17 protein-coding genes are annotated in these 19,667 nt (G+C 68.1%); 15 read left to right on the forward strand and 2 right to left on the reverse strand.

Annotated features, from left to right (window positions below):
• Positions 1–77: 77 nt before the first annotated feature.
• The 14 genes from ACTJKH_RS09565 to ACTJKH_RS09630 all read left to right on the forward strand — a co-directional run bounded on the left by ACTJKH_RS09565 (position 78) and on the right by ACTJKH_RS09630 (position 14,581).
• Positions 78–1,334, forward strand: a complete 1,257-nt coding sequence (locus ACTJKH_RS09565) for an ABC transporter substrate-binding protein (RefSeq protein WP_245340704.1) — start codon at positions 78–80, stop codon at positions 1,332–1,334.
• 119 nt (positions 1,335–1,453) lie between these two features.
• The gene (locus tag ACTJKH_RS09570) at positions 1,454–2,299 is read left to right on the forward strand and encodes a carbohydrate ABC transporter permease (RefSeq protein ID WP_440736697.1); all 846 of its coding nucleotides are present in this window, start codon (positions 1,454–1,456) and stop codon (positions 2,297–2,299) included.
• Positions 2,292–3,155, forward strand: coding sequence for a carbohydrate ABC transporter permease (locus tag ACTJKH_RS09575; protein WP_440736698.1), 864 nt, complete (start codon positions 2,292–2,294; stop codon positions 3,153–3,155). The genes ACTJKH_RS09570 and ACTJKH_RS09575 overlap by 8 nt, the downstream gene beginning before the upstream one ends.
• Positions 3,155–4,303, forward strand: coding sequence for a mandelate racemase/muconate lactonizing enzyme family protein (locus ACTJKH_RS09580; RefSeq protein WP_440736699.1), 1,149 nt, complete (start codon positions 3,155–3,157; stop codon positions 4,301–4,303). The genes ACTJKH_RS09575 and ACTJKH_RS09580 overlap by 1 nt, the downstream gene beginning before the upstream one ends.
• Complete coding sequence (locus ACTJKH_RS09585) at positions 4,300–5,325, forward strand: aldo/keto reductase (protein WP_440736700.1); 1,026 nt, start codon at positions 4,300–4,302, stop codon at positions 5,323–5,325. The genes ACTJKH_RS09580 and ACTJKH_RS09585 overlap by 4 nt, the downstream gene beginning before the upstream one ends.
• A 5-nt stretch (positions 5,326–5,330) precedes the next feature.
• Positions 5,331–6,047 carry a GntR family transcriptional regulator gene (locus tag ACTJKH_RS09590; RefSeq protein WP_259161134.1) on the forward strand — a complete coding sequence of 239 codons (717 nt, stop codon included), beginning with the start codon at positions 5,331–5,333 and terminating at the stop codon, positions 6,045–6,047.
• Between the two features lie 178 nt (positions 6,048–6,225).
• Positions 6,226–9,168, forward strand: coding sequence for a Na+/H+ antiporter subunit A (locus ACTJKH_RS09595; protein WP_440736701.1), 2,943 nt, complete (start codon positions 6,226–6,228; stop codon positions 9,166–9,168).
• Positions 9,168–9,788 (forward strand): Na(+)/H(+) antiporter subunit C, encoded by a 621-nt coding sequence (locus ACTJKH_RS09600; protein WP_259161130.1) that lies wholly within the window; start codon positions 9,168–9,170, stop codon positions 9,786–9,788. The genes ACTJKH_RS09595 and ACTJKH_RS09600 overlap by 1 nt, the downstream gene beginning before the upstream one ends.
• Positions 9,785–11,338: a Na+/H+ antiporter subunit D gene (locus ACTJKH_RS09605; protein ID WP_210096533.1), complete on the forward strand. Its 1,554-nt coding sequence runs from the start codon at positions 9,785–9,787 to the stop codon at positions 11,336–11,338. Before ACTJKH_RS09600 ends, ACTJKH_RS09605 begins: the two co-directional genes overlap by 4 nt.
• Positions 11,335–11,943: a Na+/H+ antiporter subunit E gene (locus ACTJKH_RS09610; RefSeq protein WP_440736702.1), complete on the forward strand. Its 609-nt coding sequence runs from the start codon at positions 11,335–11,337 to the stop codon at positions 11,941–11,943. The genes ACTJKH_RS09605 and ACTJKH_RS09610 overlap by 4 nt, the downstream gene beginning before the upstream one ends.
• A complete protein-coding gene (locus ACTJKH_RS09615; protein ID WP_210096535.1) occupies positions 11,940–12,209 on the forward strand; it encodes a monovalent cation/H+ antiporter complex subunit F in 270 nt (89 codons plus the stop codon). The genes ACTJKH_RS09610 and ACTJKH_RS09615 overlap by 4 nt, the downstream gene beginning before the upstream one ends.
• Positions 12,206–12,595, forward strand: coding sequence for a monovalent cation/H(+) antiporter subunit G (gene mnhG / locus ACTJKH_RS09620; RefSeq protein WP_210096536.1), 390 nt, complete (start codon positions 12,206–12,208; stop codon positions 12,593–12,595). The genes ACTJKH_RS09615 and mnhG overlap by 4 nt, the downstream gene beginning before the upstream one ends.
• Before the next feature lie 18 nt (positions 12,596–12,613).
• Positions 12,614–13,447: a DUF2510 domain-containing protein gene (locus ACTJKH_RS09625; protein ID WP_440736703.1), complete on the forward strand. Its 834-nt coding sequence runs from the start codon at positions 12,614–12,616 to the stop codon at positions 13,445–13,447.
• A 231-nt stretch (positions 13,448–13,678) separates the two neighbouring features.
• Positions 13,679–14,581 (forward strand): hypothetical protein, encoded by a 903-nt coding sequence (locus ACTJKH_RS09630; protein ID WP_440736704.1) that lies wholly within the window; start codon positions 13,679–13,681, stop codon positions 14,579–14,581.
• Positions 14,582–14,658: 77 nt separating this feature from the next.
• Here ACTJKH_RS09630 and ACTJKH_RS09635 read toward each other — a convergent pair whose 3' ends face one another.
• Positions 14,659–15,420, reverse strand: coding sequence for an alpha/beta fold hydrolase (locus tag ACTJKH_RS09635; protein WP_440736705.1), 762 nt, complete (start codon positions 15,418–15,420; stop codon positions 14,659–14,661).
• Positions 15,421–15,523: 103 nt separating this feature from the next.
• Here ACTJKH_RS09635 and ACTJKH_RS09640 point away from each other — a divergent pair, with 103 nt between their 5' ends.
• On the forward strand, positions 15,524–16,882 hold the full coding sequence (locus ACTJKH_RS09640) for an MFS transporter (RefSeq protein ID WP_440736706.1): 1,359 nt from the start codon (positions 15,524–15,526) through the stop codon (positions 16,880–16,882).
• A gap of 22 nt (positions 16,883–16,904) precedes the next feature.
• On the opposite strand, the gene ACTJKH_RS09645 is transcribed toward ACTJKH_RS09640, so the two are convergent.
• Entirely contained in the window at positions 16,905–19,553 is a 2,649-nt protein-coding gene (locus ACTJKH_RS09645; RefSeq protein WP_440736707.1) for a penicillin acylase family protein, read from the reverse strand.
• Positions 19,554–19,667: the final 114 nt, after the last annotated feature.

A 19,667-nucleotide genomic window follows, 5' to 3' on the forward strand; every position in this document is an offset into this window, starting at 1 on the left:
GAGCAGTACCAGAACACCCGAGCAACACCCCCTCACCCATCGCATCGAATCAGCATCCAATGAAGGAGGCAGACAGAATGAATGCACTCTCATCCCGACGCGCGAAGCGGCTCGTCCTGACCGGAGTCGCGGGCCTCACCGCGATCACCCTCGCCGGCTGCGCCAGCGGATCCGGCAGCGGAGGCGGCGACGCCGGCGGCCCGCTCGTGCTCTACACGTGGGCCGCCAGCGAAGGCGACCAGGCTCAGTGGGCCGACTTCATCTCGGGCGCCCAGGCCGAGGACCCCGACCTCGACATCACGGTCGAAGGCCCGAGCTTCTCGGACTACTGGACCAAGGTGAAGACGCGATTGAGCGGCTCGAACCCGCCGTGCCTGCTCACCACCCAGGCCGCCCGAGCCCAGGAACTCGGCGATCTGCTGATGCCGCTCGACGACCTGATCGAGAAGAGCGGCTTCGACATCGACAACATCGACGCCTCGATGCTCAGCGGCATGACGGTCGACGGAACGATCCGCGCCATCCCCTACGACGCCGAGCCGATCGTGCTCTTCTACAACGTCGAGGCGTTCCAGGACGCGGGCCTCGATCTGCCCGGCACCGAATACACCCGCGACCAGTTCATCTCGGATGCCAAGGCGCTCACCGACGGAGAGAAGAAGGGCCTCGCGCTCGCTCCCGGCATCTTCATCCCCAACGCCTGGTCGCTCGCCGACGGTGTGCCCGCGGTCACCGAAGACGGAGAGCTCGACCTGACGAACTCCGACTTCGTCGATCAGGTGCAGAGCTTCTTCGACCTCGTGTCGGTCGAGCAGGTCGCCAAGGCGCCCGAGGCCGCCGACGGCTCGGAGGTCTCGCAGCAGGCGTTCACCTCGGGAGAGGTGCCGATGCTCATCGAGGGTCCGTGGATGTACGGCAGCTTCGCCGATGCCGCCGACTTCACGCTCGGCGTCACGATCGTCCCGTCGACGAGCGGCAAGGCTGCGGCGATGACCGCCGGATCGGGGTTCGGCATCGCCGCCAACTGCGATCGACCCGACGAGGCGTTCGCGGCGATCGAGGCCCTGACCTCGGTCTCGGTGCAGGAGAAGCAGGCGGAGGCCCGCGGCATCGTCCCGGCCCGCATCGAGGCGCTCCCCGCATGGGCTGAGGGCAAGACCGAGGGTGCAGCCGAGGTGGTCGAGGCGCTGCTCGCCGACGCGACCCCGCAGCGCACCACCCCGACCTGGAACCAGGTCGAGACCCTGATGACGCAGTACGGCGTGCAGGGCTACCGGGGTGAGCTCACGGCCGAGGAGATCATGGACACGATCCAGAACTCGGTGGCGGGCTGAGTCGATGGCCATCATGAGCGAGCGGACGGAGGCCACGGCCTCCTCCCCGATGCCCGGAGCGGCGGGGGNCCCCCGCCCCGCGGGCTCCACGACTGCGGAGGCGGCGTGGTGACGGCTGGGTGGCGGTCGCCTTCCTCGCGCCGGGGCTGATCGGGTTCGTCCTCTTCATCCTCACCCCGCTGTTCGGATCGGCGTTCATCAGCCTGTTCGACTGGAAGCTGTTCGGCAGCCCCGACTTCATCGGGTTCGAGAACTACGTCAAGCTCTTCCGCGACCCGACGTTCTACACGGTGCTGGGCAACACGCTGATCTTCGCGATCGTCTACACGGCCCTCAACCTCTTCGTCGCCCTCACGATCTCGCTGTGGCTCAGCACGCGCATGAAGGCCGCAGGGGTATGGAGGGTCGTCTTCTTCCTGCCGGTGATCACCCCGATGGTGGCGAACGCGCTCGTGTGGCGGCTGCTCCTGTCGCAGGACGGGCTCATCAACTCCATGCTCGCGACCGTCGGCATCGACGGGCCGAACTGGCTGTCCGACTCTGCGTGGGCGCTGCCCTCGGTGATCGCGATGTCGGTATGGCAGTCGTTCGGCTACAACGTGATCGTCCTGTCGGCGGGCCTCAGCGCCATCCCGAAGGAACTGCTCGAAGCATCCCGCATCGACGGCACCTCGGCCTGGCAGCGGCTGCGGTTCATCATCCTCCCGCTGCTCTCGCCCTCGCTCTTCTTCTGCTCGACCATGACGATGATCGGAGCCTTCCAGGTGTTCGTGCAGCCGCTGTTCCTCACACAGGGCGGACCGGGCGAGAGCACCAACACGTTCGTGCTGTACCTCTACCGCAACGGATTCGTCTTCGATCGCCTCGGCTATGCATCCGCCCTCGCGTGGATCCTCTTCCTCGTCGTGATGCTCATCACGGCCCTGCAGTTCGTCGGCCAGCGCAGGTGGGTGAACTATGAGTGACGTCGTGAGCCTGCCTCGCCGTGCGCGTCAGCGCCGGGACTCCCTCAAGGAGTGGCTGAACACCGCAGCCATCGCCGTGGTGGCGCTGATCTTCGCGATCCCCTTCATCTGGATGTTCCTCACCGCCCTCAAGCCCGAGAACGAGGTCTTCACGGCGACGCCGCAGATCTTCGGCTCGGAGATCCGGTGGGCGAACTTCGTCGAGGCGTGGACCGTCGTGCCGTTCGGCCGGTTCATCCTCAACGGGCTGACCGTCGCGATCCTCGGCGCCCTGCTCTCGGTGATCGTCGCCGTGCTCTCGGCCTACGCGTTCTCGCGGCTGCGATTCAAGTACCGCGACAAGCTGTTCCTGCTGTTCGTGCTCACGCTCGTGCTGCCGCAGGAGGTGCTGGTCGTGCCGCTGTTCATCATGATCAACAGCTGGGGATGGAACGACAGCTTCGCGGCGCTCATCATCCCGTTCGCATTCACGGCGTTCGGCACCTTCCTCATGCGGCAGTTCTTCCTCACCATCCCGATGGAGTACGAGGAGGCGGCACTGATCGACGGCGCCTCGCGCCTGCGCACCCTGTGGTCGGTGCTGCTGCCGCAGCTGATCGCTCCGCTGAGCGTGCTCGCGGTCTTCTCCTTCATCGGCTACTGGAACTCGTACCTGTGGCCGCTGATCATCATCAACACACAGGACATGGCCACCGTGCCCCTCGGGCTCGGCATGTTCACCGGACAGTTCGGCACGCAGTGGTCTCTGCTCATGGCCGCGTCGACACTGGCCGTCATCCCCTCGTTGATCCTCGTGCTGCTGCTGCAACGGCAGCTCATCAAGGGGGTCACCCTGGGCGGACTCGGAGGACGCTGATGACCACGACACACGACACCACCAGGAGCCTCCTCGACGTCAGGGCGGATGCGACCGCCGGCAGCCGCATCGTGCATGCCGAGGCGCAGCTGTGCGACCTGCCGGTCGAGACCGAGCGGACGGATGCTCTGCAGACGTTCGTGAAGCAGGAGACGATCCTCGTGCGGCTGCGCACCGCCGACGGCACCGAGGGCACCGGCTACAGCTACACGATCGGCACCGGCGGAGGAGCGGTGCTGAGCCTGCTGCGCGAGACGCTGCTCCCCGCGCTGATCGGCCTCGAGGCCGAACGACCCGAAGCCGTGTGGCTCGCGCTGTTCGGCATCACGCGTGCGACGACGGTCGGGCCGATCACCGCGCTGGCGCTCGCCGCGGTCGACACCGCGGTGTGGGATGCGAAGACCCGCCGAGCCGGGCTTCCACTGTGGGTCGCCGCGGGCGGGGCCTCACCCTCGGTGCCCGTCTACGACACCGAGGGCGGATGGTTGCACTTCCGCACCGACGAGCTGGTCGCCCACGCGGTCGACGCGAAGGAACGCGGCATGGGTGGGGTCAAGATCAAGGTCGGGATGCCGCGCGGGCATCAGGATCTGGAGCGACTGCGCGCCGTGCGCGACGCCGTCGGGCCCGGCATGGACATCATGGTCGACGCGAACCAGTCGTTCTCGGTCGCCGAGGCCGTGCGCCGCGCACGGCTGTTCGAGCAGGTCGACGTCTTCTGGTTCGAGGAGCCGCTGCCGGCGGAGGACATCGAGGGCCATCGTCTGCTCGCGCGATCGACATCGGTGCCGATCGCGGTCGGCGAGAGCATGTACTCCCTCGGCCACTTCCGTGAGCACCTGCAGCGGGGCGGGGCGTCGATCGTGCAGGCCGACGTCGCCCGCGTCGGCGGCATCACGCCGTGGCTGAAGATCGCGCACCTCGCCGAGTCGTTCAACGCTCCCGTCGCGCCGCACTTCCTCATGGAGCTGCACGTGTCGCTCGTCTGCGCGATCCCCAACGCGCTCTACCTCGAGCACATCCCCCAGCTGCGGGCGGTCACGACCGGCGAGATCCGCATCGAGAACGGACGCGGCTGGGCGCCGACGGAGGCGGGGCTCGGGATCCCCTGGGACCACGACGCGCTCGGGCGGCTGATCGTCGCATGAGCATCCCCGTCTCCGTCGGCGCGCGGTCTGCCCCGATGCGCGCTGCGATCGGACGCGGCGGGCTCTCCGCTCCGCCCGTCGGATACGGCGCCGCAGCGCTCGGCAACCTCTACCAGGCGCTCCGCGAAGACGAATGGCCCGATGTCGTGCCCGCGGCGTGGGCGGGTGGCGTGCGGTACTTCGACGTCGCCCCGCACTACGGGCTCGGCCTCGCCGAGCGACGGCTGGGTGAGAGTCTGCGGCAGCTGCCTCGCGACGAGTTCATCGTCTCGACCAAGGTGGGCAGGCTGCTCGTGCCGCAGGATGCCGCCGGTCGCACCGACCTCGACAACCTGTTCGACGTGCCCGCCGACCACCGTCGCGTACGCGACTACTCGCGAGACGGCGTGCTGCGCTCGATCGAACAGTCGCTCGAGCGCCTCGGTCTCGACCGCATCGACATCGCGCTCGTGCATGACCCCGACGAGCATGAGCGTGAAGCCCTCGACGGAGCTTTCCCCGCGCTCAGCGAACTGCGCGACCAGGGCGTCATCCGCTCCTTCGGCGCCGGCATGAACCAGAGCGCGATGCTCGCGAGGTTCGTGCCGGAGACGGATGCCGACGTGATGATGGTCGCGGGGCGGTGGACGCTGCTCGATCAATCCGCCGCCGACGACCTGCTCCCTGTCGCCGACGAGCGCGGCGTGACCGTGCTCGCGGCCGCCGTGTTCAACTCGGGGATCCTCGCGACGGATGCTCCGGGGCAGGGCGCCACGTTCGACTACGGCCCCGCGGACCGCGCGGTCGTCGAGCGTGCGCAGGAGATCGCCGGCGTCGCGCATCGACACGGCCGCACACTTCCCGAGCTGGCGGCGCAGTTCCCGTTGACCCACCCGGCCGTGGGCGCGATCGTGATGGGAGGAGCGAGCGCAGAGCAGGTCGCCCGCAACAGCGGACTGGTCGCTCGGCCCGTCGGCGACGACGTGTGGAACGAGCTGCGAGAACGGGGTCTGATCAGGCACGAAGGGCACCCCGTACGATGAGACTCATGTTCGGCGACGACGAAGCCCGCGGACCGCGGCCGCTCCCGGCGCGGCGCGCGCTCGTCGATGACGTGTACGACGCGGTGCTCGGCCTCCTCATGGATCGCGTGATCGAGCCGGGTGCCCGTGTGAACATCGACGCGGTCGCCCGCGATCTCGACGTCTCACCCACGCCCGTGCGGGAGGCGCTCACGCGTCTCGAGGCAGAAGGCCTGGTCGCGAAGCGGGCGCTCAAGGGGTACGTCGCCGCGCCGCTGCTCGACGCCGCGGGTCTGCGCGACCTCTACGACATGCGCGAGCTGCTCGAACCCGAGGCGGCGCGTCGGGCCTCGACACGCCTCGACGACGACACGGAGACGGAGCTCGCGGAGTCGGTCGCGCAGATGCGGGCCGCATCCGCTCCCGACGAGGACGAGAGCTTCCGCAACTACCGCCGCTTCATCGACGAGGACCTGCGCTTCCACCATCTGATCGCCGAGCACGCCGAGAGCCCGTTGCTCGCCGAGGCCATCGTGCGGCTGCGTTCGCACATGCACCTGTACCGACTGAACTTCCGTCACGACTTCGAAGACGACACGGCCAATGAGCATCAGCGCATCCTCGACGCCCTGTGTCGACGAGACGCAGATGCGGCCGCCGAGGCGATGCGCGCGCACATCGAGAACTCGTACGAGAGGCTCGGCCCCGCTCTCGCACGACGGGCCGCGAACGCATCCGAATGATCTGATTCCGGGTTTCGAATCGCGCAAATTGCCCGAAATGCCGGGGGGAATCGGCCATTTGCGCGATTCGAAAGCGACATCATCGACCCGGAAGCGCGAAATATCAAGGTAAACTGAGTCTCGACACCCGCCCGCCTGCGCCGCACCCCCGGCCGACGAGCTTCGAGGAGCCGCGTATATGCTGACGCTCCTCGCTGTGTTCCTTCTCGGGTCCATCGTGATGCCCGTGCTGGTGCGCTGGCTGGGATCTCAGGCATTCGCCATCGCGGCTCTCATTCCTGCAGCGGCATTCGTCCACGCGCTCGTCCTCACACCCCAGGTTCTCGACGGCCCCGTGCCGTTCGTCTCGGTGGAGTGGATCCCCCAGCTCGGGCTCGACCTGTCGATGCATATGGACGTGCTCGGCTGGGTGCTCACCCTGATCGTCACCGGCGTCGGCGCACTCGTGCTGCTGTACTGCCGCTGGTACTTCCACGACGACTCGGCCGGTATCGGTCAGTTCGCCGCCGTGCTGCTCGGGTTCGCGGGCGCGATGTACGGTCTCGTCCTGACCGACGACCTCGTCATGCTCGTCATGTTCTGGGAGGTGACGAGCATCCTCTCGTACCTCCTGATCGGGCACTACCGACGCCGTGCGGCCAGCCGTCGTGCCGCCCTGCAGGCACTCCTGGTCACCACTCTCGGTGGGCTCGTCATGTTCGTCGGCGTCGTGCTGCTCGTGGTCGACTCCGGCACCTCCAGCATCCGTGAGATCCTCGAGCTCGCGCCCACCGGCCCGATCGTCGATGCCGCCGTGGTGATGCTCCTGATCGGAGCGATCAGCAAGTCGGCGATCTTCCCGTTCCACTTCTGGCTGCCCGGTGCGATGGCCGCGCCCACCCCGGTGAGCGCGTACCTGCACGCCGCGGCGATGGTGAAGGCCGGCATCTACCTGATCGCGCGCTTCGCGCCGATCTTCGCGTTCACCGGCCCCTGGCGGCCCATCATCATCTCGCTGGGCATCGTGACGATGCTGCTCGGCGGCATCCAGGCCCTGCGCGAGACCGACCTCAAGCGCATCCTCGCGTTCGGCACCGTGAGCCAGCTCGGGTTCTTCTCGATCGTGATCGGCTACGGCACGCAGGCGAGCGCTCTGGCAGGGCTCGCGCTCGTGATCGGGCACGCGCTGTTCAAGTCGGCACTGTTCCTGATCGTCGGTGTGATCGACCGCCAGCTCTCCACCCGTGACATCGACGAGCTGAGCGGGGTGGGCAGGCAGGCGCCGGTCATGGCGACGGCGGCATTCATCTCGGTCGCCTCGATGGCGGGTATCGCCCCGACCATCGGTTTCGTGGCGAAGGAGTCGACGCTCACCGCGCTCCTCGACGATGCGATGCACGGCTCGCCGTGGGGTCTCGTCGCGATCATCGGGGTCAGCCTCGGATCCATTCTCACTGCGGCATATGGCATCCGCTTCCTCTGGGGAGCCTTCTGGAAGAAGCGGGATGCCGTCGGCGACCGCCTGCCCGACACCGCCTGGCCCGATCCTCCCGTCGGCTTCCTCTCGGCGCCGATCATCCTCGCCGGCATCACGCTCGCGGCCGGAATCGGTGCCCCGGCGCTCGACACCGCCCTGCAGGGATACGCGCTGACCGCGACCCCCGGCCTCGACGCCGAGGGGGTCGCCGCAGAGGGCCCAGGGCACCTCGCCCTCTGGCACGGACTCGAGCCCGCTCTCGGCATCTCGATCCTCTCGATCCTGCTCGGGGCGGGGCTGTTCCTGCTCACGGTGCGCACCGGCTGGGACCGCAAGGCGCGACTCATCCGCTTCACCGCTGCTGACGTCTATTACCTCGTCATGCGCGGCATCGATCGCCTGTCGGTGCTGAGCACGACCCTCACCCAGCGCGGTTCGCTCCCGGTGTATGTCGGCACGATCTTCGTCGTGTTCGTCGCGGCAGAGATCACGGCGCTGCTCGCGACCGACGTCGAGCGTTTCCAGCTCTCGGCATGGCACACCCCCGCTCAGCTCGTCGTGGCCCCGTTGATGGCCGCGGCCGCGGTCATGGCGGTGCGCGCGCAGAAGCGGTACACCGGCGTCGTTCTCGTCTCGATCACCGGACTCGGCATGGTGGTGCTGTTCGCGACGAGCGGCGCCCCCGACCTGGCGCTGACGCAGATCCTCGTCGAGACCGTGACGATGGTCACGTTCGCCCTGGTGCTGCGCCGTCTTCCGGCGCGGATGGGCGAGCACAACGCATCCGTCGGCCGCATCCCCCGCGCCCTGCTCGGCGTCGGCGTGGGACTCACCATGGCCCTGGTCGCGATCGTGGCGACCCAGTCCCGCGTCTCCGACCCGATCTCCGAGGCCTTCCCCAAGCTCGCCTACGAGATCGGGCACGGCAAGAACGTCGTCAACGTCGCGCTCGTCGACCTCCGCGGGTGGGACACGATGGGCGAGCTGTCGGTGCTCGTGCTCGCCGCGACCGGAGTGGCCTCTCTCGTCTTCGTGACGCACCGCGCCGACATGCTCGCGGCGACGAAGACGCTGCCCAACGCCCGTCGCCGGCGCACGCTCAGCCGCCCGCTCGTCGAGACGACCGAGGGCGTGCGCTTCCAGACCTCCGAGAACGAGAGCAGCCCTCGTGCCTGGCTCGTCGGCGGGCAGAAGATGAAACCCGAGAACAGGTCGATCCTGCTCGAGGTGATCGTGCGCATCCTGTTCCACACGATCATCGTCGTGTCGATCTTCCTGCTCTTCGCCGGACACAACCTTCCCGGCGGCGGATTCGCCGGCGGACTCGTCGCCGGAATGGCGCTCGTCATGCGGTATGTCGCCGGTGGACGCTGGGAGCTCGGCGCCGCCGCGCCCACGGATGCCGGTCGTCTTCTCGGCACCGGCCTCATCCTCGCCGTCGGCACCGCCGTGGTTCCGCTCTTCTTCGGCATGGCTCCGCTGACCAGCACGTTCTGGGAGTGGGAGATCCCGGGCATCGGCCATATGGAGTTCGTCACGTCGACGATCTTCGACATCGGCGTCTACCTCGTCGTGATCGGTCTCGTGCTCGACGTGCTGCGCAGCCTCGGTGCCGAGGTCGACCGCCAGGCGCAGGAGTTCCGCGAACGGGGGGTGACCACCTGATGGATGTCTCCCTCACCCTGATCGTGATCATGGCCGTGCTGTTCGCGTGCGGCGTCTACGCCATGCTCGAGCGCAGCCTCACCCGCGTGCTGATCGGCTTCCTGCTGCTCGGCAACGCCACCAACATCCTGCTCCTCATCGTCATGGGAGTGCCGGGCAACGCGCCCTTCTTCGGCACCGAGGGCGAGCTCAGCGATCCGCTGCCCCAGGCGCTCACCCTCACGGCCATCGTGATCACGTTCGCCGTCTCGGCGTTCCTCCTCGCGCTCATCTACCGCTCCTGGCAGCTGGGCCAGGCCGACACCGTCGAAGACGACGAGGCCGACATCGCGCTCCGCGAGCGCACCGATGCCGACGAGGATCTCATGGACGACGAGGCCGACGCCGCCGACGACGAGGCCACCACCGACTTCGTGGGCGTGCAGACGGCTCCGATCACGGTGCTGCACATGCGCGACCACCCCGCGATCCACGACGATGCTCCGGTCGATCGGCCGACGCAGTCGCGGTCTGCTGATGCGGCGGCATCCACCCTCGCCGGCGAATCGGCTCCGCCCGAGGACGCCGACGCGGAGCACAGCGAATCAGAGAACACGGATGACGGGGAGGACCGCACATGAGCGCCCTCGTCCCGCTTCTCGTCGCACTTCCGCTGCTCGGCGCGGCCGTCACCCTCATCTTCGGCCGCAAGCCGCGCCTCCAGGTCTTCGTCACGGTGGCGACGCTCGCCATCGTCTCGGTGATCGCCGCCGTGCTGCTGGTGGTCGTCGACGCCGGCGCTCCGCTCGCCGTCTCGGTCGGCGGGTGGCCCGTGCCGTTCGGCATCGTGCTCTACGTCGACCGGCTCGCCGCCCTCCTGGTGCTCATCTCGAGCATCGTGCTGCTCGCCGTGCTCCTCTTCTCGATCGGCCAGGGAGCCGCCGACGGCACGGACGAGACGCCGATCTCGATCTTCAACCCGTCGTACCTGATCCTCGCCGCCGGAATCTTCAACGCGTTCATCGCGGGCGACCTCTTCAACCTGTACGTCGGATTCGAGATCCTCCTCGTCGCGTCCTACGTGCTGATCACCCTCGGCAGCACCGAGTCCCGCATCCGCACCGGCGCCGTCTACATCGTCGTCTCGCTGGTCTCGTCGATCCTGTTCCTCGCCTCGATCGCGATGATCTACGGTGCGCTCGGCACGGTCAACATGGCGCAGATCGCCGAGCGGATGACCGAGCTTCCGCAGGAGACGCAGCTGGTGCTGCACCTGATGCTGGTGGTGGCATTCGGCATCAAGGCCGCCATCTTCCCCGTGTCGTTCTGGCTGCCCGACTCGTACCCGACGGCGCCGGCGCCGGTCACCGCCGTCTTCGCGGGCCTGTTGACGAAGGTCGGCGTCTATGCGCTCATCCGCACCGAGACGCAGCTGTTCGCCGACAACAGCATCGACACCCTGCTGCTGATCATCGCCCTCGCGACCATGATCGTCGGCGTGCTCGGCGCGGTCGCGCAGGCGGAGCTCAAACGGATCCTGTCGTTCACGCTCGTGAGCCATGTCGGCTACATGATCTTCGGCCTCGCGATCGCGACCCCCGCCGCGATCGGCGCGACCGTGTACTACATCGTCCACCACATCATCGTGCAGACCACCCTGTTCCTCGCCGTCGGTCTCATCGAACGTCGAGCGGGCAGCACCTCGATCCTCCGGGTGAAGGGGCTGCTGAAGGTCGCGCCCGTGATCGCCGTGCTCTACTTCATCCCGGCGATCAACCTCGGTGGCCTTCCTCCGTTCTCCGGTTTCATCGGCAAGTTCGCGCTCTTCGAGGCGGCGGCATCGGTGGGCACCCCGCTGATGATCGTGCTGATCGCGGGTGGAATCGTCACGTCGCTCCTCACGCTGTACGCGCTGATGCGCGCCTGGAACCTCGCGTTCTGGCGCGAGGAGGAGGACTCGGCCGAGACCGAGGGCCGCATCTCGTATCTGGGCAACGCCCCGGCCGCCGACGAGCAGCAGGAGCGTCGCCGCATCCCGACGATCATGACGGTCGCGACCGCGGGGATGGTCGGGGTCACCGTGGCGCTGACGGTCTTCGCCGGCCCTCTCTACGCGCTGTGCGACCGCATCGGTGAGGCTCTGCTCGACCCCGTGAGCCTGATCCAGCTGGAAGACGAGGTGGAGGGATGAGCCCCACCGAGACCGGCCGTCACTTCTGGCGGGACATCCGCGTGCAGCTGCCATTCCTCGCATGGCTGGTCGTGCTGTGGATGCTGCTGTGGAGCCAGTTCACGGTTCTCGCCTTCCTGTCCGGACTCGTCGTCGCGGTGTTCGTCACCCGTGTGTTCCGGCTGCCGACGGTCGAGCTCTCGGGCCGGATCAACATCTGGTACGCGGCGCTGCTCGTCGTGCAGTTCCTGTTCGCGGTGCTGCAGGGCGCGCTCTCGGTGACCGCGCAGGTCTTCGACTTCCGGCGTCAGCCCGGGGCGGCGATCATCGCCGTGCCGCTGAAGTACGCCGACGACCTGATGATGACGCACGTCTCGGTCGTCTCGTCGCTCGTGCCGGGTTCTCTCGTCGTCGAAGCCGACCGCGACCGTCAGGTGCTGTACCTGCACGTCATCGGGGTGCGGAGCCTCGCCGACGTCGAGAAGCAGCGCGAGGGAGTGCTCCGCTGGGAGCGTCGAGTCGTGCGTGCGCTGGGCGCTCCGGAGCAGTACCGTGCCCTCAAGGCTGACGAGCGGTCGGCACGTGCGGCACGCGACGGTGGAGTGACGAAGGGCGGTGCCCGATGAACATCCTGCTGCTGGTGATCTCGGTCGTCTTCGGCATCGCCGCCATCCTGACGATCATCCGGATCGTGCGTGGTCCGTCGATCCTCGACCGGGCCGTCGCCTCCGACGTGCTGCTCACCGAGGTGATGTGCGTGCTCGGGGCCGAGATGGCGATCAACGGGCACACCCGCAACATCCCGGTTCTGCTCATCATCGCGGCGGTGGGCGTGTTCGGGTCGATCTCGGTCGCCCGGTTCGTCGCCAGAAGGGACAACACGACACCATGAACGTGTTCGGTCTCGCCATCCCCGACGCCGTCATCGACGTCGCGATCCTCGTGCTCATCCTGCTCGGAGCGGTGCTCTGCCTCTCGGCCGCAGTCGGCCTGCTGCGCTTCCGCGACGTGCCGTCGAGGCTGCACGCCGCGACCAAGCCGCAGGTGCTCGGTCTCATCCTCATCTGCCTCGCGATCGCTCTGTCGCAGCGGACGGTCGGCGGCATCCTCGTCGGTCTCGCGATCGTCGCCCCCGTCGTGCTCATGCAGTTCGCGACGGCTCCTCTGTCGGCGCACATCGTCGGACGCCAGGCCTATCGCAACGGGACCACCGACGAGCGGAGCCTCGTGGTCGACGAGCTCGCCGATTCGAAGCAGACCCCTCCCGGCGCCGGCTGAGGGGTCGGAGGGGGAGACATGTCGACGCCACAGGGGTGGTATGACGCCGGCACGCCGGGGCGGCAGCGCTGGTGGGACGGAGTGCAGTGGACCGCGCAGGAGCGCGACACCCCGCCGACGGCGGCGTCCGGGCCGACGGCGGCGTGGATGGGCTGGTACCAGGTGCCCGGAACCTCGGACGTCCGCTGGTGGGACGGCACCGTCTGGTCCCCGTACCGCATCCGCGACGGTCGTCCGCGGCCCGACGCTCTGGCTGTCGAGCCTCCCCAGATGGGGTTCTTCCTCGGCATCCTGTTCTTCGTGCTCGCCATGCTGCAGCTGAGCGCGGCGCTGATCACGCAGAGCCCCGGCAATTTCGTGCTCCCTGTGCTGCTGCTGACGGCCGCCACGATCTGGTTCGTCGGTGCCGCGTACTCGCGCCGCGTGCGCACGCTCCCCGCTCCGCAGTCGGCGCCGATCCTGGGCGCCGACGTGCGGCCGTTGCCCGGTGAGGTCGAAGGACCCGAAGCCGGGTGGTATCCGATGACGGCGCAGGTCAGTCGCTGGTGGACCGGTTCCCGGTGGAGCTGGTACATCGGCACGAAGTTCGGTGTTCGCCCCGGGCACGCCGGTCCTCGGGGTTATCTCGCGTCGATGATCGTCGGCTGGTGCGTAGCCGCGATCGCGGTCGCCGGTCTGATCGTCGCCGTGCTGGGATCGGTCATCGAACAGGGGCCGTACTCGGGAGCCATGATCGCGATCGGCATCATCGTGACCCTCCTCTTCGGAGGTCTGGCGGTGTTCACCCTGCTGCTGACCCGGTCGCGCCGCAACGCGATGCTGTTGCCGACATCGCCTCCGCCCCTGCGCTGAGTGGGTCTCCTCGCGCTCGGTGCGGTCTCGGCATGGTTCACAACTCAGCATGAGAGTGCGCCGGCCCGCGATAACGGGGCGTTACCTCCCGTCGGCCCTGACTCATGCTGAATAGTGAACGACGACGAGCGGTGCCACTTCTCCTGCACTGACCTCTGGTCATCCCGAGTCATCCCCGATTGCGAGGGGTAGGGGGTCATAAGGGCCCTCCGCGTTCCGCACACTTCTGCGATGAGGAAGAACGATGAGACCGTCGCGCAGCGCGCGGATGACATCTATTCGCGCACGGTCTTCACACGATCGGATCTGGTCCGCTCGGGAATGACTGGGCGTCTGATCGCCGAGTCGGTCGGACGAGGCGAGCTCGTGCATGTGCGTCGCGACCGATACGCAGTGTCGTCGACGCACCAGGACATCGTCGACGCCGTCCGCATCGGCGGACGAGTCTCCTGCTTGTCATTGCTGGCGCTGCTCGGCGTCTTCGTGTTTCGCTGCCGGGAGCTCCACGTGCTCGTCACCCCCGGTTCGTCTCGTCTCCGTGCTGTGAAGGGCAGGAAGACCGTGCTCCATTGGAAGGTTCTGACAGACGTGCGTGACGCTCTGCATGCAGCTCCGCTCATCGATGCAGTGGCGCACTCGGTGCTCTGCCAGGCTCCGCGCGAGGCACTCGCCACACTGGACTGTGTCGTTCATCACGGATTGCTGACACTCGACGAGCTGGCCGCGATGTTCGCGGCTCTTCCGATCCGATTCCGTCCTTTGCTTGCGCTCGTCGATCCGTCGGCCGAGTCTGGTCCGGAGACGTTCATGCGACTGCTGCTGCGGGCCATGGGAGTCGCGTATGAGACACAGGTCTATCTGGAGGGCGTCGGGTACGTCGACTTCGTGGTGGACGGCTGGCTGATCATCGAATGCGACAGCAAGGAGTTCCATGAGGGGTGGGAGAAGCAGGTCCAGGATCGCGAGCGCGACATAGCCGCGGCACGCCTCGGCTATGTGACCGTTCGGCCGCTCGCGAAGGACATTCTCGGTGACCAGGCATACGTTCGGCAGGCGCTGGAGCAGATCATCGCTGTACTCGGCCCGAGATTCGGCGACGCACGTCGTTCACGTCTCAGCATCAGGCGCAGCTGATCGTCGAATCTGCTCGGAATCGGAGGCGCTGGAAGCGCTCGTGCTGAGTTGTGAACCGCACGGCGGGTGAGCGTGCGTCAGAGGTTGTCGGCGAAGCCCTGGATCAGCCGTGCCGCGGGTTCGGAGTCGCTGATCAGGGTGCCGTGGCCGTGATCGGGGATCACCCGCAGGTCGGCGCCGGGGATCTCGTCGATGATCTCCTGGCACCAGCTCATCGGCGCGAGGGGATCGCTCTCCCCCCGCAGCACCAGCACGGGCTGCTCGATCCGTGCGAACGCCTTCTCGGGCTGGTGCACGATGGTGGCTCTGATCTTGCGGATGAGGTGGGGTCCGCCGCGCAGGTACTCCCTCGCGCCGCGCCAGATCACGAGGGGTCGTTCGCCGATGAGGTCGGTGAGCAGGTAGCTCGCCTGCGCGGCCACGTTGCGGGCGGCCTTGTTGACCGTGGGGCCGGCGAGCACGACGCCTTCGACGAGCGACGGATGCCGTGCGGCGAGCTCGGCCGCGATCTGGCTGCCCATCGAGTGCCCGATCACGACGACCGGTCCTTCGCTGACATGACGCAGGTAGGCGGCGACGAGGTCGGCGTGGCGTTCCATCGTGAGGGTGCGGGTGGGCTCGGGGGCCTCGCCGAACCCGGGGAGGTCGAGTGCGATCACGCGGCCGCGCAGACGCTGCACCAGATCGAGGTAGACGCTGCGGCCCATGCCGATGCCGTGCAGCAGCAGGAACGTGTGCGCGCCCTCGCCGAAGGTCTCCGCGATGAGCGTCGATCCACCGTGCTCGAACTCGAGCAGGGTGACGGGAGTGCCCTTGGGGGCGAGGTAACTGGAGGCCACCCACCCACGCTAACCGAGGGGGCCGCCTGTGACGAACCGAGGTCCGCCCATCGCATACCGGTGTGTGAGAGGGCGGCTCTGTACGCCGTGCGAGGATGAAAGGGTGTCTTCGCCCCACCCCGATCCCGAACCGGTCGATGAAGGGGGCGAGGGCCGGGCAGCGACGAAGGGTCTCCTCGCACGGCTGTCCGGCGCGCTGAGCGATCCGGTCCTGCGGGCGCTGGTCACCGCGACCTCCGTCTCCCGCGTCGGCCGCGGGGTCTTCCTCGCCGTCACGGTGCTCTTCTTCACGCAGATCATCGGTCTCTCCCCCGCGCAGGCGGCGATCGTGCTGGCCGTGTCGAGCGGATGCGGCGTCGTGGCGTCGTTCCTCGGCGGGTGGCTCGCCGATCGGTGGAGTGCGCGGCGCCTCGCATTCGGCTTCGAGGCCACCGGGGGTGTGCTGCTGGCCGCCTACGCCTTCGTCGGCGACTTCGCGTCGGCGCTGCTGCTCGCGAGCCTGGCCGGCTTCTTCGACACCCTCGGGCACTCGGCGCGGTCCGCGATCATCGCGCGCGGTTTCGCACCCGAGAAGCGCGTGCACGCCCGCGCTGTGCTGCGCACCGTCACCAACCTCGCGATCGCGGCCGGGTCCGGCATCGGTGCGATCGCCCTCGCACTGGGGACGGCAGAGGCCTATCGGATCGTCATCGCCTGCGCCGGCGTCATCTGCGCCCTCGGGTCGCTCCCGCTCCTCCGCCTCACCGCCGCCGTCGACGCTCCGGCCCGTACCCGCATCAAGGTCCTGCACACCGAGACCGGGTCGATCGACACGCACGCCACCGCGGCGGCATCCGCCGAGCGCAAGGACTGGAACCGCCGCTCTCCCTGGCGCGACCCCCGCTACCTGCTGCTCAGCGGGCTGTCGGCGATCTTCGGCATGCAGTTCGGCGTCGCCGAGCTCGGAGTGCCTCTGTGGATCACCGAGAACACCAACGCTCCCGAGGCGACGTTCGCGGTGCTCCTGATCATCAACACCGCACTGGTGGTGCTGTTCCAGGTGCGTGCGTCTCGCGGCACACACGATGTGCGGATCGCAGGGCGGGTCACGATGATCGCCGGCTGGCTGATGGTCGCCGCGTGCATCGTCTACGCGCTCGCCGCAGGGCTGCCGGCGTGGGCGGCGATCGTCATCCTCATCGTCGGCATGATCACGCATACGTTCGCCGAGATCCTGTCGCAGGCCGGAGCCTGGGGCCTGAGTTTCGAACTGGCCGACCCCGTGCGAGCCGGTGCCTACCAGGGCGTGTTCGGCATGGGCTTCTCGCTCGGTGCGCTGGCGTCGCCCATCGTCGTGAACGCCACGGCGATCACGTTCGGGTTCGCGGGGTGGGCGATGCTCGCGGCGATCTTCCTCGCCGCAGCGTTCGGCATCTGGCTGATCGCGCGCCGCGCCGCGGCATCCGCGCCGGCCTCCGCCTGACTCGCCCGCGCGTCCTCGGTGTCTACTCCGCCGGGGTCAGTACCAGCGTGTGCCGGGCCGCCGCATCCACGGCCTTGGCCGAGAACGCCCACGGTCGCTGGATGCCGGCGGCCCAGTCGGCCGTCTGATCGATGTAGTGCTCGTCGAACGCGTGGCCGGATGCTCCGGTGAGGTGGATCCAGGTGGACGCGTCGAGATCGGACAGGTCGACGACCATGCGCATCGACGGGACCGTGGTCGTCGCGTATGAGGTGCCGAGCTCCCAACCGGTGGCATTGACGACCGAGGCCCCGCCGCTCACCGGGAACGGGCCGCGATTGAAGAGCGCCTCGATCGGAGCGATTCCTGACGAGCCGAGGGTGTCGCTCGTCAGGGGGATGGCGTGCAGGTCGCCCCACCGCCAGGCGCTGACCGTCGTGCCCTGCAGCGCGGAGAGCTCGTCGTAGGCCTCTTCGGCCGAGAGGGCGAGCATCTCGTCCATGCTCGCGACGTCGATGGTCGGGTTCGTCCAGAGCGGGTCGGTCGGGTCGTCGAGAAGGTCGGAGACGACGGTGAACAGGCGTCCCTGGCCGTCGATCGGCAGGGGCTGGTCGCGTTCGGCGAAGAGGTTCTGCACGAGGTTCGACCACAGCACGTTCGCGTACGCGGCGGCCGCGGAGGATGCCTCGTTCTGGGCGTCCCACGAGCGCAGCAGGTCGACGGCATCCGCGGTTCCCTCTCCCGTCACCTGCACGTCGTCCAGCGCCGCGGCCAGGCGCTTGCCGATCCACATCTCGCTGTCCATCTGGATGTCGCGCATGTCGTCGGCGGTCAGGGGCGCATCGGCGGAGCGCCTCTCGATCAGGTCGACGATGCGTGCCGCGCGATATCCGTAGTCCCAGTCGCGGGAGAGGAAGTACGGGTAGTCGTCGGGGACGATCGCGTTGTTCGCGGTCACGATGTATCCGGCGGACGGGTTGTACGACACGGGCAGGTCCTCGAACGGGATGAACCCGGTCCAGTCGTAGCTGCTGTCCCAGCCGGGCTGCGGCATCCATCCGTCTCCGGCACCGCGGATCGGCAGGCGTCCGGGGGTCTGGTAGCCGATGTTGCCCTCGGTGTCGGCGTAGATGAGGTTCTGCGCCGGGACATCGAACAGCGCCGCCGCCGCACGGAACTCGTCGAAGTCCTGCGCGGTCGAGAGGGCGAAGATCGCGGTGGCGGCTGTGCCGGGGTCGAGAGCGGTCCACCGGAGACTGACCGCATACTCCGAGGCGTCGCCGGCGGGGGCGGTGCCGGTCGCACCGCCGGCCACGAGCCCGGGTTCGGGGTCGTCGGCGATCGCCGTGAAGTCATCGGTGAGGCCCGAGATGATGGGCCCGTGGACGGTCGAGCGGATCGTCAGCTCGATGTCGTCACCCCCGGCGACCTTGATCGTCTCGGTGCTCTCCTCGAGAGGAACGAGGGCGCCGTCGCGCCAGTACTGGTCGCCCTCGATGCGCTCGATGTACAGATCGGTGACGTCCGTGGTCAGGTTGGTGAAGCCCCAGGCGACCTTCTGGTTGTGCCCGATCACGATGCCGGGCAGCCCCGAGAACGAGAAGCCGCCCACGTCGAAGGGGCAGTCGTCGGTGACCTCGCTGCACTTCAGCTGCACCTGGTACCAGACCGAGGGCAGCGACGAGCCGAGATGCGGATCGTTGGCGAGCAGCGGCATGCCGGTGTCGGTGAGATCCCCGGAGACGACCCACGAATTCGAGCCGATGCCCTCGCCGACGTCGCCGACGAGGATACTCGCCGCCTCGATCACATCGGATGCCTCCTGCCACTCGATCGTGGTGGCGGCCTGCTGCATCTCGCCGTCGTTCTCGTCGGTCGTGAAGGCGGCGGGTGCGGCATCCGCGCCGACCGCGGGCACGGTCGAGATCTCCGGCACGATCACCGGATGCTCGTCGAACGGGTAGGCGGGGTAGAGCCTGTCGAGCGTGGCCTGCGTCTCGGCAGCATCGGACGCCCCGGAGGCGAGCTCGGCCGCGAGCAGCGAGCGCTCGGTCTCGTCCTCGACGTTGCCGCGGAGATCCCAGGCCATGGCCTTCAACCAGGCGACCGAATCGGCGGGCTCCCAGGGCTCGGGCGCGTACTCGGGATTCTGCATGCCCAGAACGGCATATTCGAGCGACAGCTCCGCGCCGGAGCGCGAGGAGAGGTAGGCGTTCACACCGTCGGCATAGGCCTGGTAGTAGCCGAGTGTCACCTCGTCCATCGCGGCGACCTCGGCCTCTGCGACGGTGCGCCAGCCCAGGGTGCGCAGGAAGGCATCCGTTCCGGCCTGCGATTCTCCGAACATCTCGGCCACGCGGCCCGCGGTGACGTGCCGACGGAAGTCCATCTCGAAGAAGCGGTCCTGCGCGTGCACGAATCCCTCGGCGTAGAAGAGGTCGTGCGTGGTGTCGGCGGTGATCGTCGGGATGCCGCTCTCGTCGCGTTGCACGGTGACCTCGGCCTGCAACCCGCCGAGTGGCAGCGTGCCGTCGGTCTGCGGGAAGGATCTCTGGATCGTCCAGGTCACGAAGAACGCGGCGGCGACTGCGATCACGACCAGGCCTGCGAGCACGAGGAAGGCGATGCGTCCGATGCGCACTCCCAGCGAGGGGTGCGATGGCGCGGCGGATTCGGGCGAATCGGTTGTCATCTTCGAGAACTCTTTCGGGTGGCACGACGGGACTCAGTCCCAGCGAGCCCCAGAGCGCGTCTCAGAGACGCACTCCCGGAATACTACCCACAACCGTCGAGCGTGCGGGGGCCG

This window comes from Microbacterium sp. 22215 (genome assembly GCF_052045655.1).
Classification (GTDB): domain Bacteria; phylum Actinomycetota; class Actinomycetes; order Actinomycetales; family Microbacteriaceae; genus Microbacterium; species Microbacterium phyllosphaerae.

Excerpts from the sequence above, each read along its gene's own strand:
- ACTJKH_RS09565 (WP_245340704.1), top strand. The coding sequence starts at position 78 with ATGAATGCACTCTCATCCCGACGCGCGAAGCGGCTCGTCCTGACCGGA.
- ACTJKH_RS09575 (WP_440736698.1), top strand. The coding sequence starts at position 2,292 with ATGAGTGACGTCGTGAGCCTGCCTCGCCGTGCGCGTCAGCGCCGGGAC.
- ACTJKH_RS09580 (WP_440736699.1), top strand. The coding sequence starts at position 3,155 with ATGACCACGACACACGACACCACCAGGAGCCTCCTCGACGTCAGGGCG.
- ACTJKH_RS09585 (WP_440736700.1), top strand. The coding sequence starts at position 4,300 with ATGAGCATCCCCGTCTCCGTCGGCGCGCGGTCTGCCCCGATGCGCGCT.
- ACTJKH_RS09590 (WP_259161134.1), top strand. The coding sequence starts at position 5,331 with ATGTTCGGCGACGACGAAGCCCGCGGACCGCGGCCGCTCCCGGCGCGG.
- ACTJKH_RS09595 (WP_440736701.1), top strand. The coding sequence starts at position 6,226 with ATGCTGACGCTCCTCGCTGTGTTCCTTCTCGGGTCCATCGTGATGCCC.
- ACTJKH_RS09600 (WP_259161130.1), top strand. The coding sequence starts at position 9,168 with ATGGATGTCTCCCTCACCCTGATCGTGATCATGGCCGTGCTGTTCGCG.
- ACTJKH_RS09605 (WP_210096533.1), top strand. The coding sequence starts at position 9,785 with ATGAGCGCCCTCGTCCCGCTTCTCGTCGCACTTCCGCTGCTCGGCGCG.
- ACTJKH_RS09610 (WP_440736702.1), top strand. The coding sequence starts at position 11,335 with ATGAGCCCCACCGAGACCGGCCGTCACTTCTGGCGGGACATCCGCGTG.
- ACTJKH_RS09615 (WP_210096535.1), top strand. The coding sequence starts at position 11,940 with ATGAACATCCTGCTGCTGGTGATCTCGGTCGTCTTCGGCATCGCCGCC.
- mnhG (WP_210096536.1), top strand. The coding sequence starts at position 12,206 with ATGAACGTGTTCGGTCTCGCCATCCCCGACGCCGTCATCGACGTCGCG.
- ACTJKH_RS09625 (WP_440736703.1), top strand. The coding sequence starts at position 12,614 with ATGTCGACGCCACAGGGGTGGTATGACGCCGGCACGCCGGGGCGGCAG.
- ACTJKH_RS09630 (WP_440736704.1), top strand. The coding sequence starts at position 13,679 with ATGAGGAAGAACGATGAGACCGTCGCGCAGCGCGCGGATGACATCTAT.
- ACTJKH_RS09645 (WP_440736707.1), bottom strand. The coding sequence starts at position 19,553 with ATGACAACCGATTCGCCCGAATCCGCCGCGCCATCGCACCCCTCGCTG.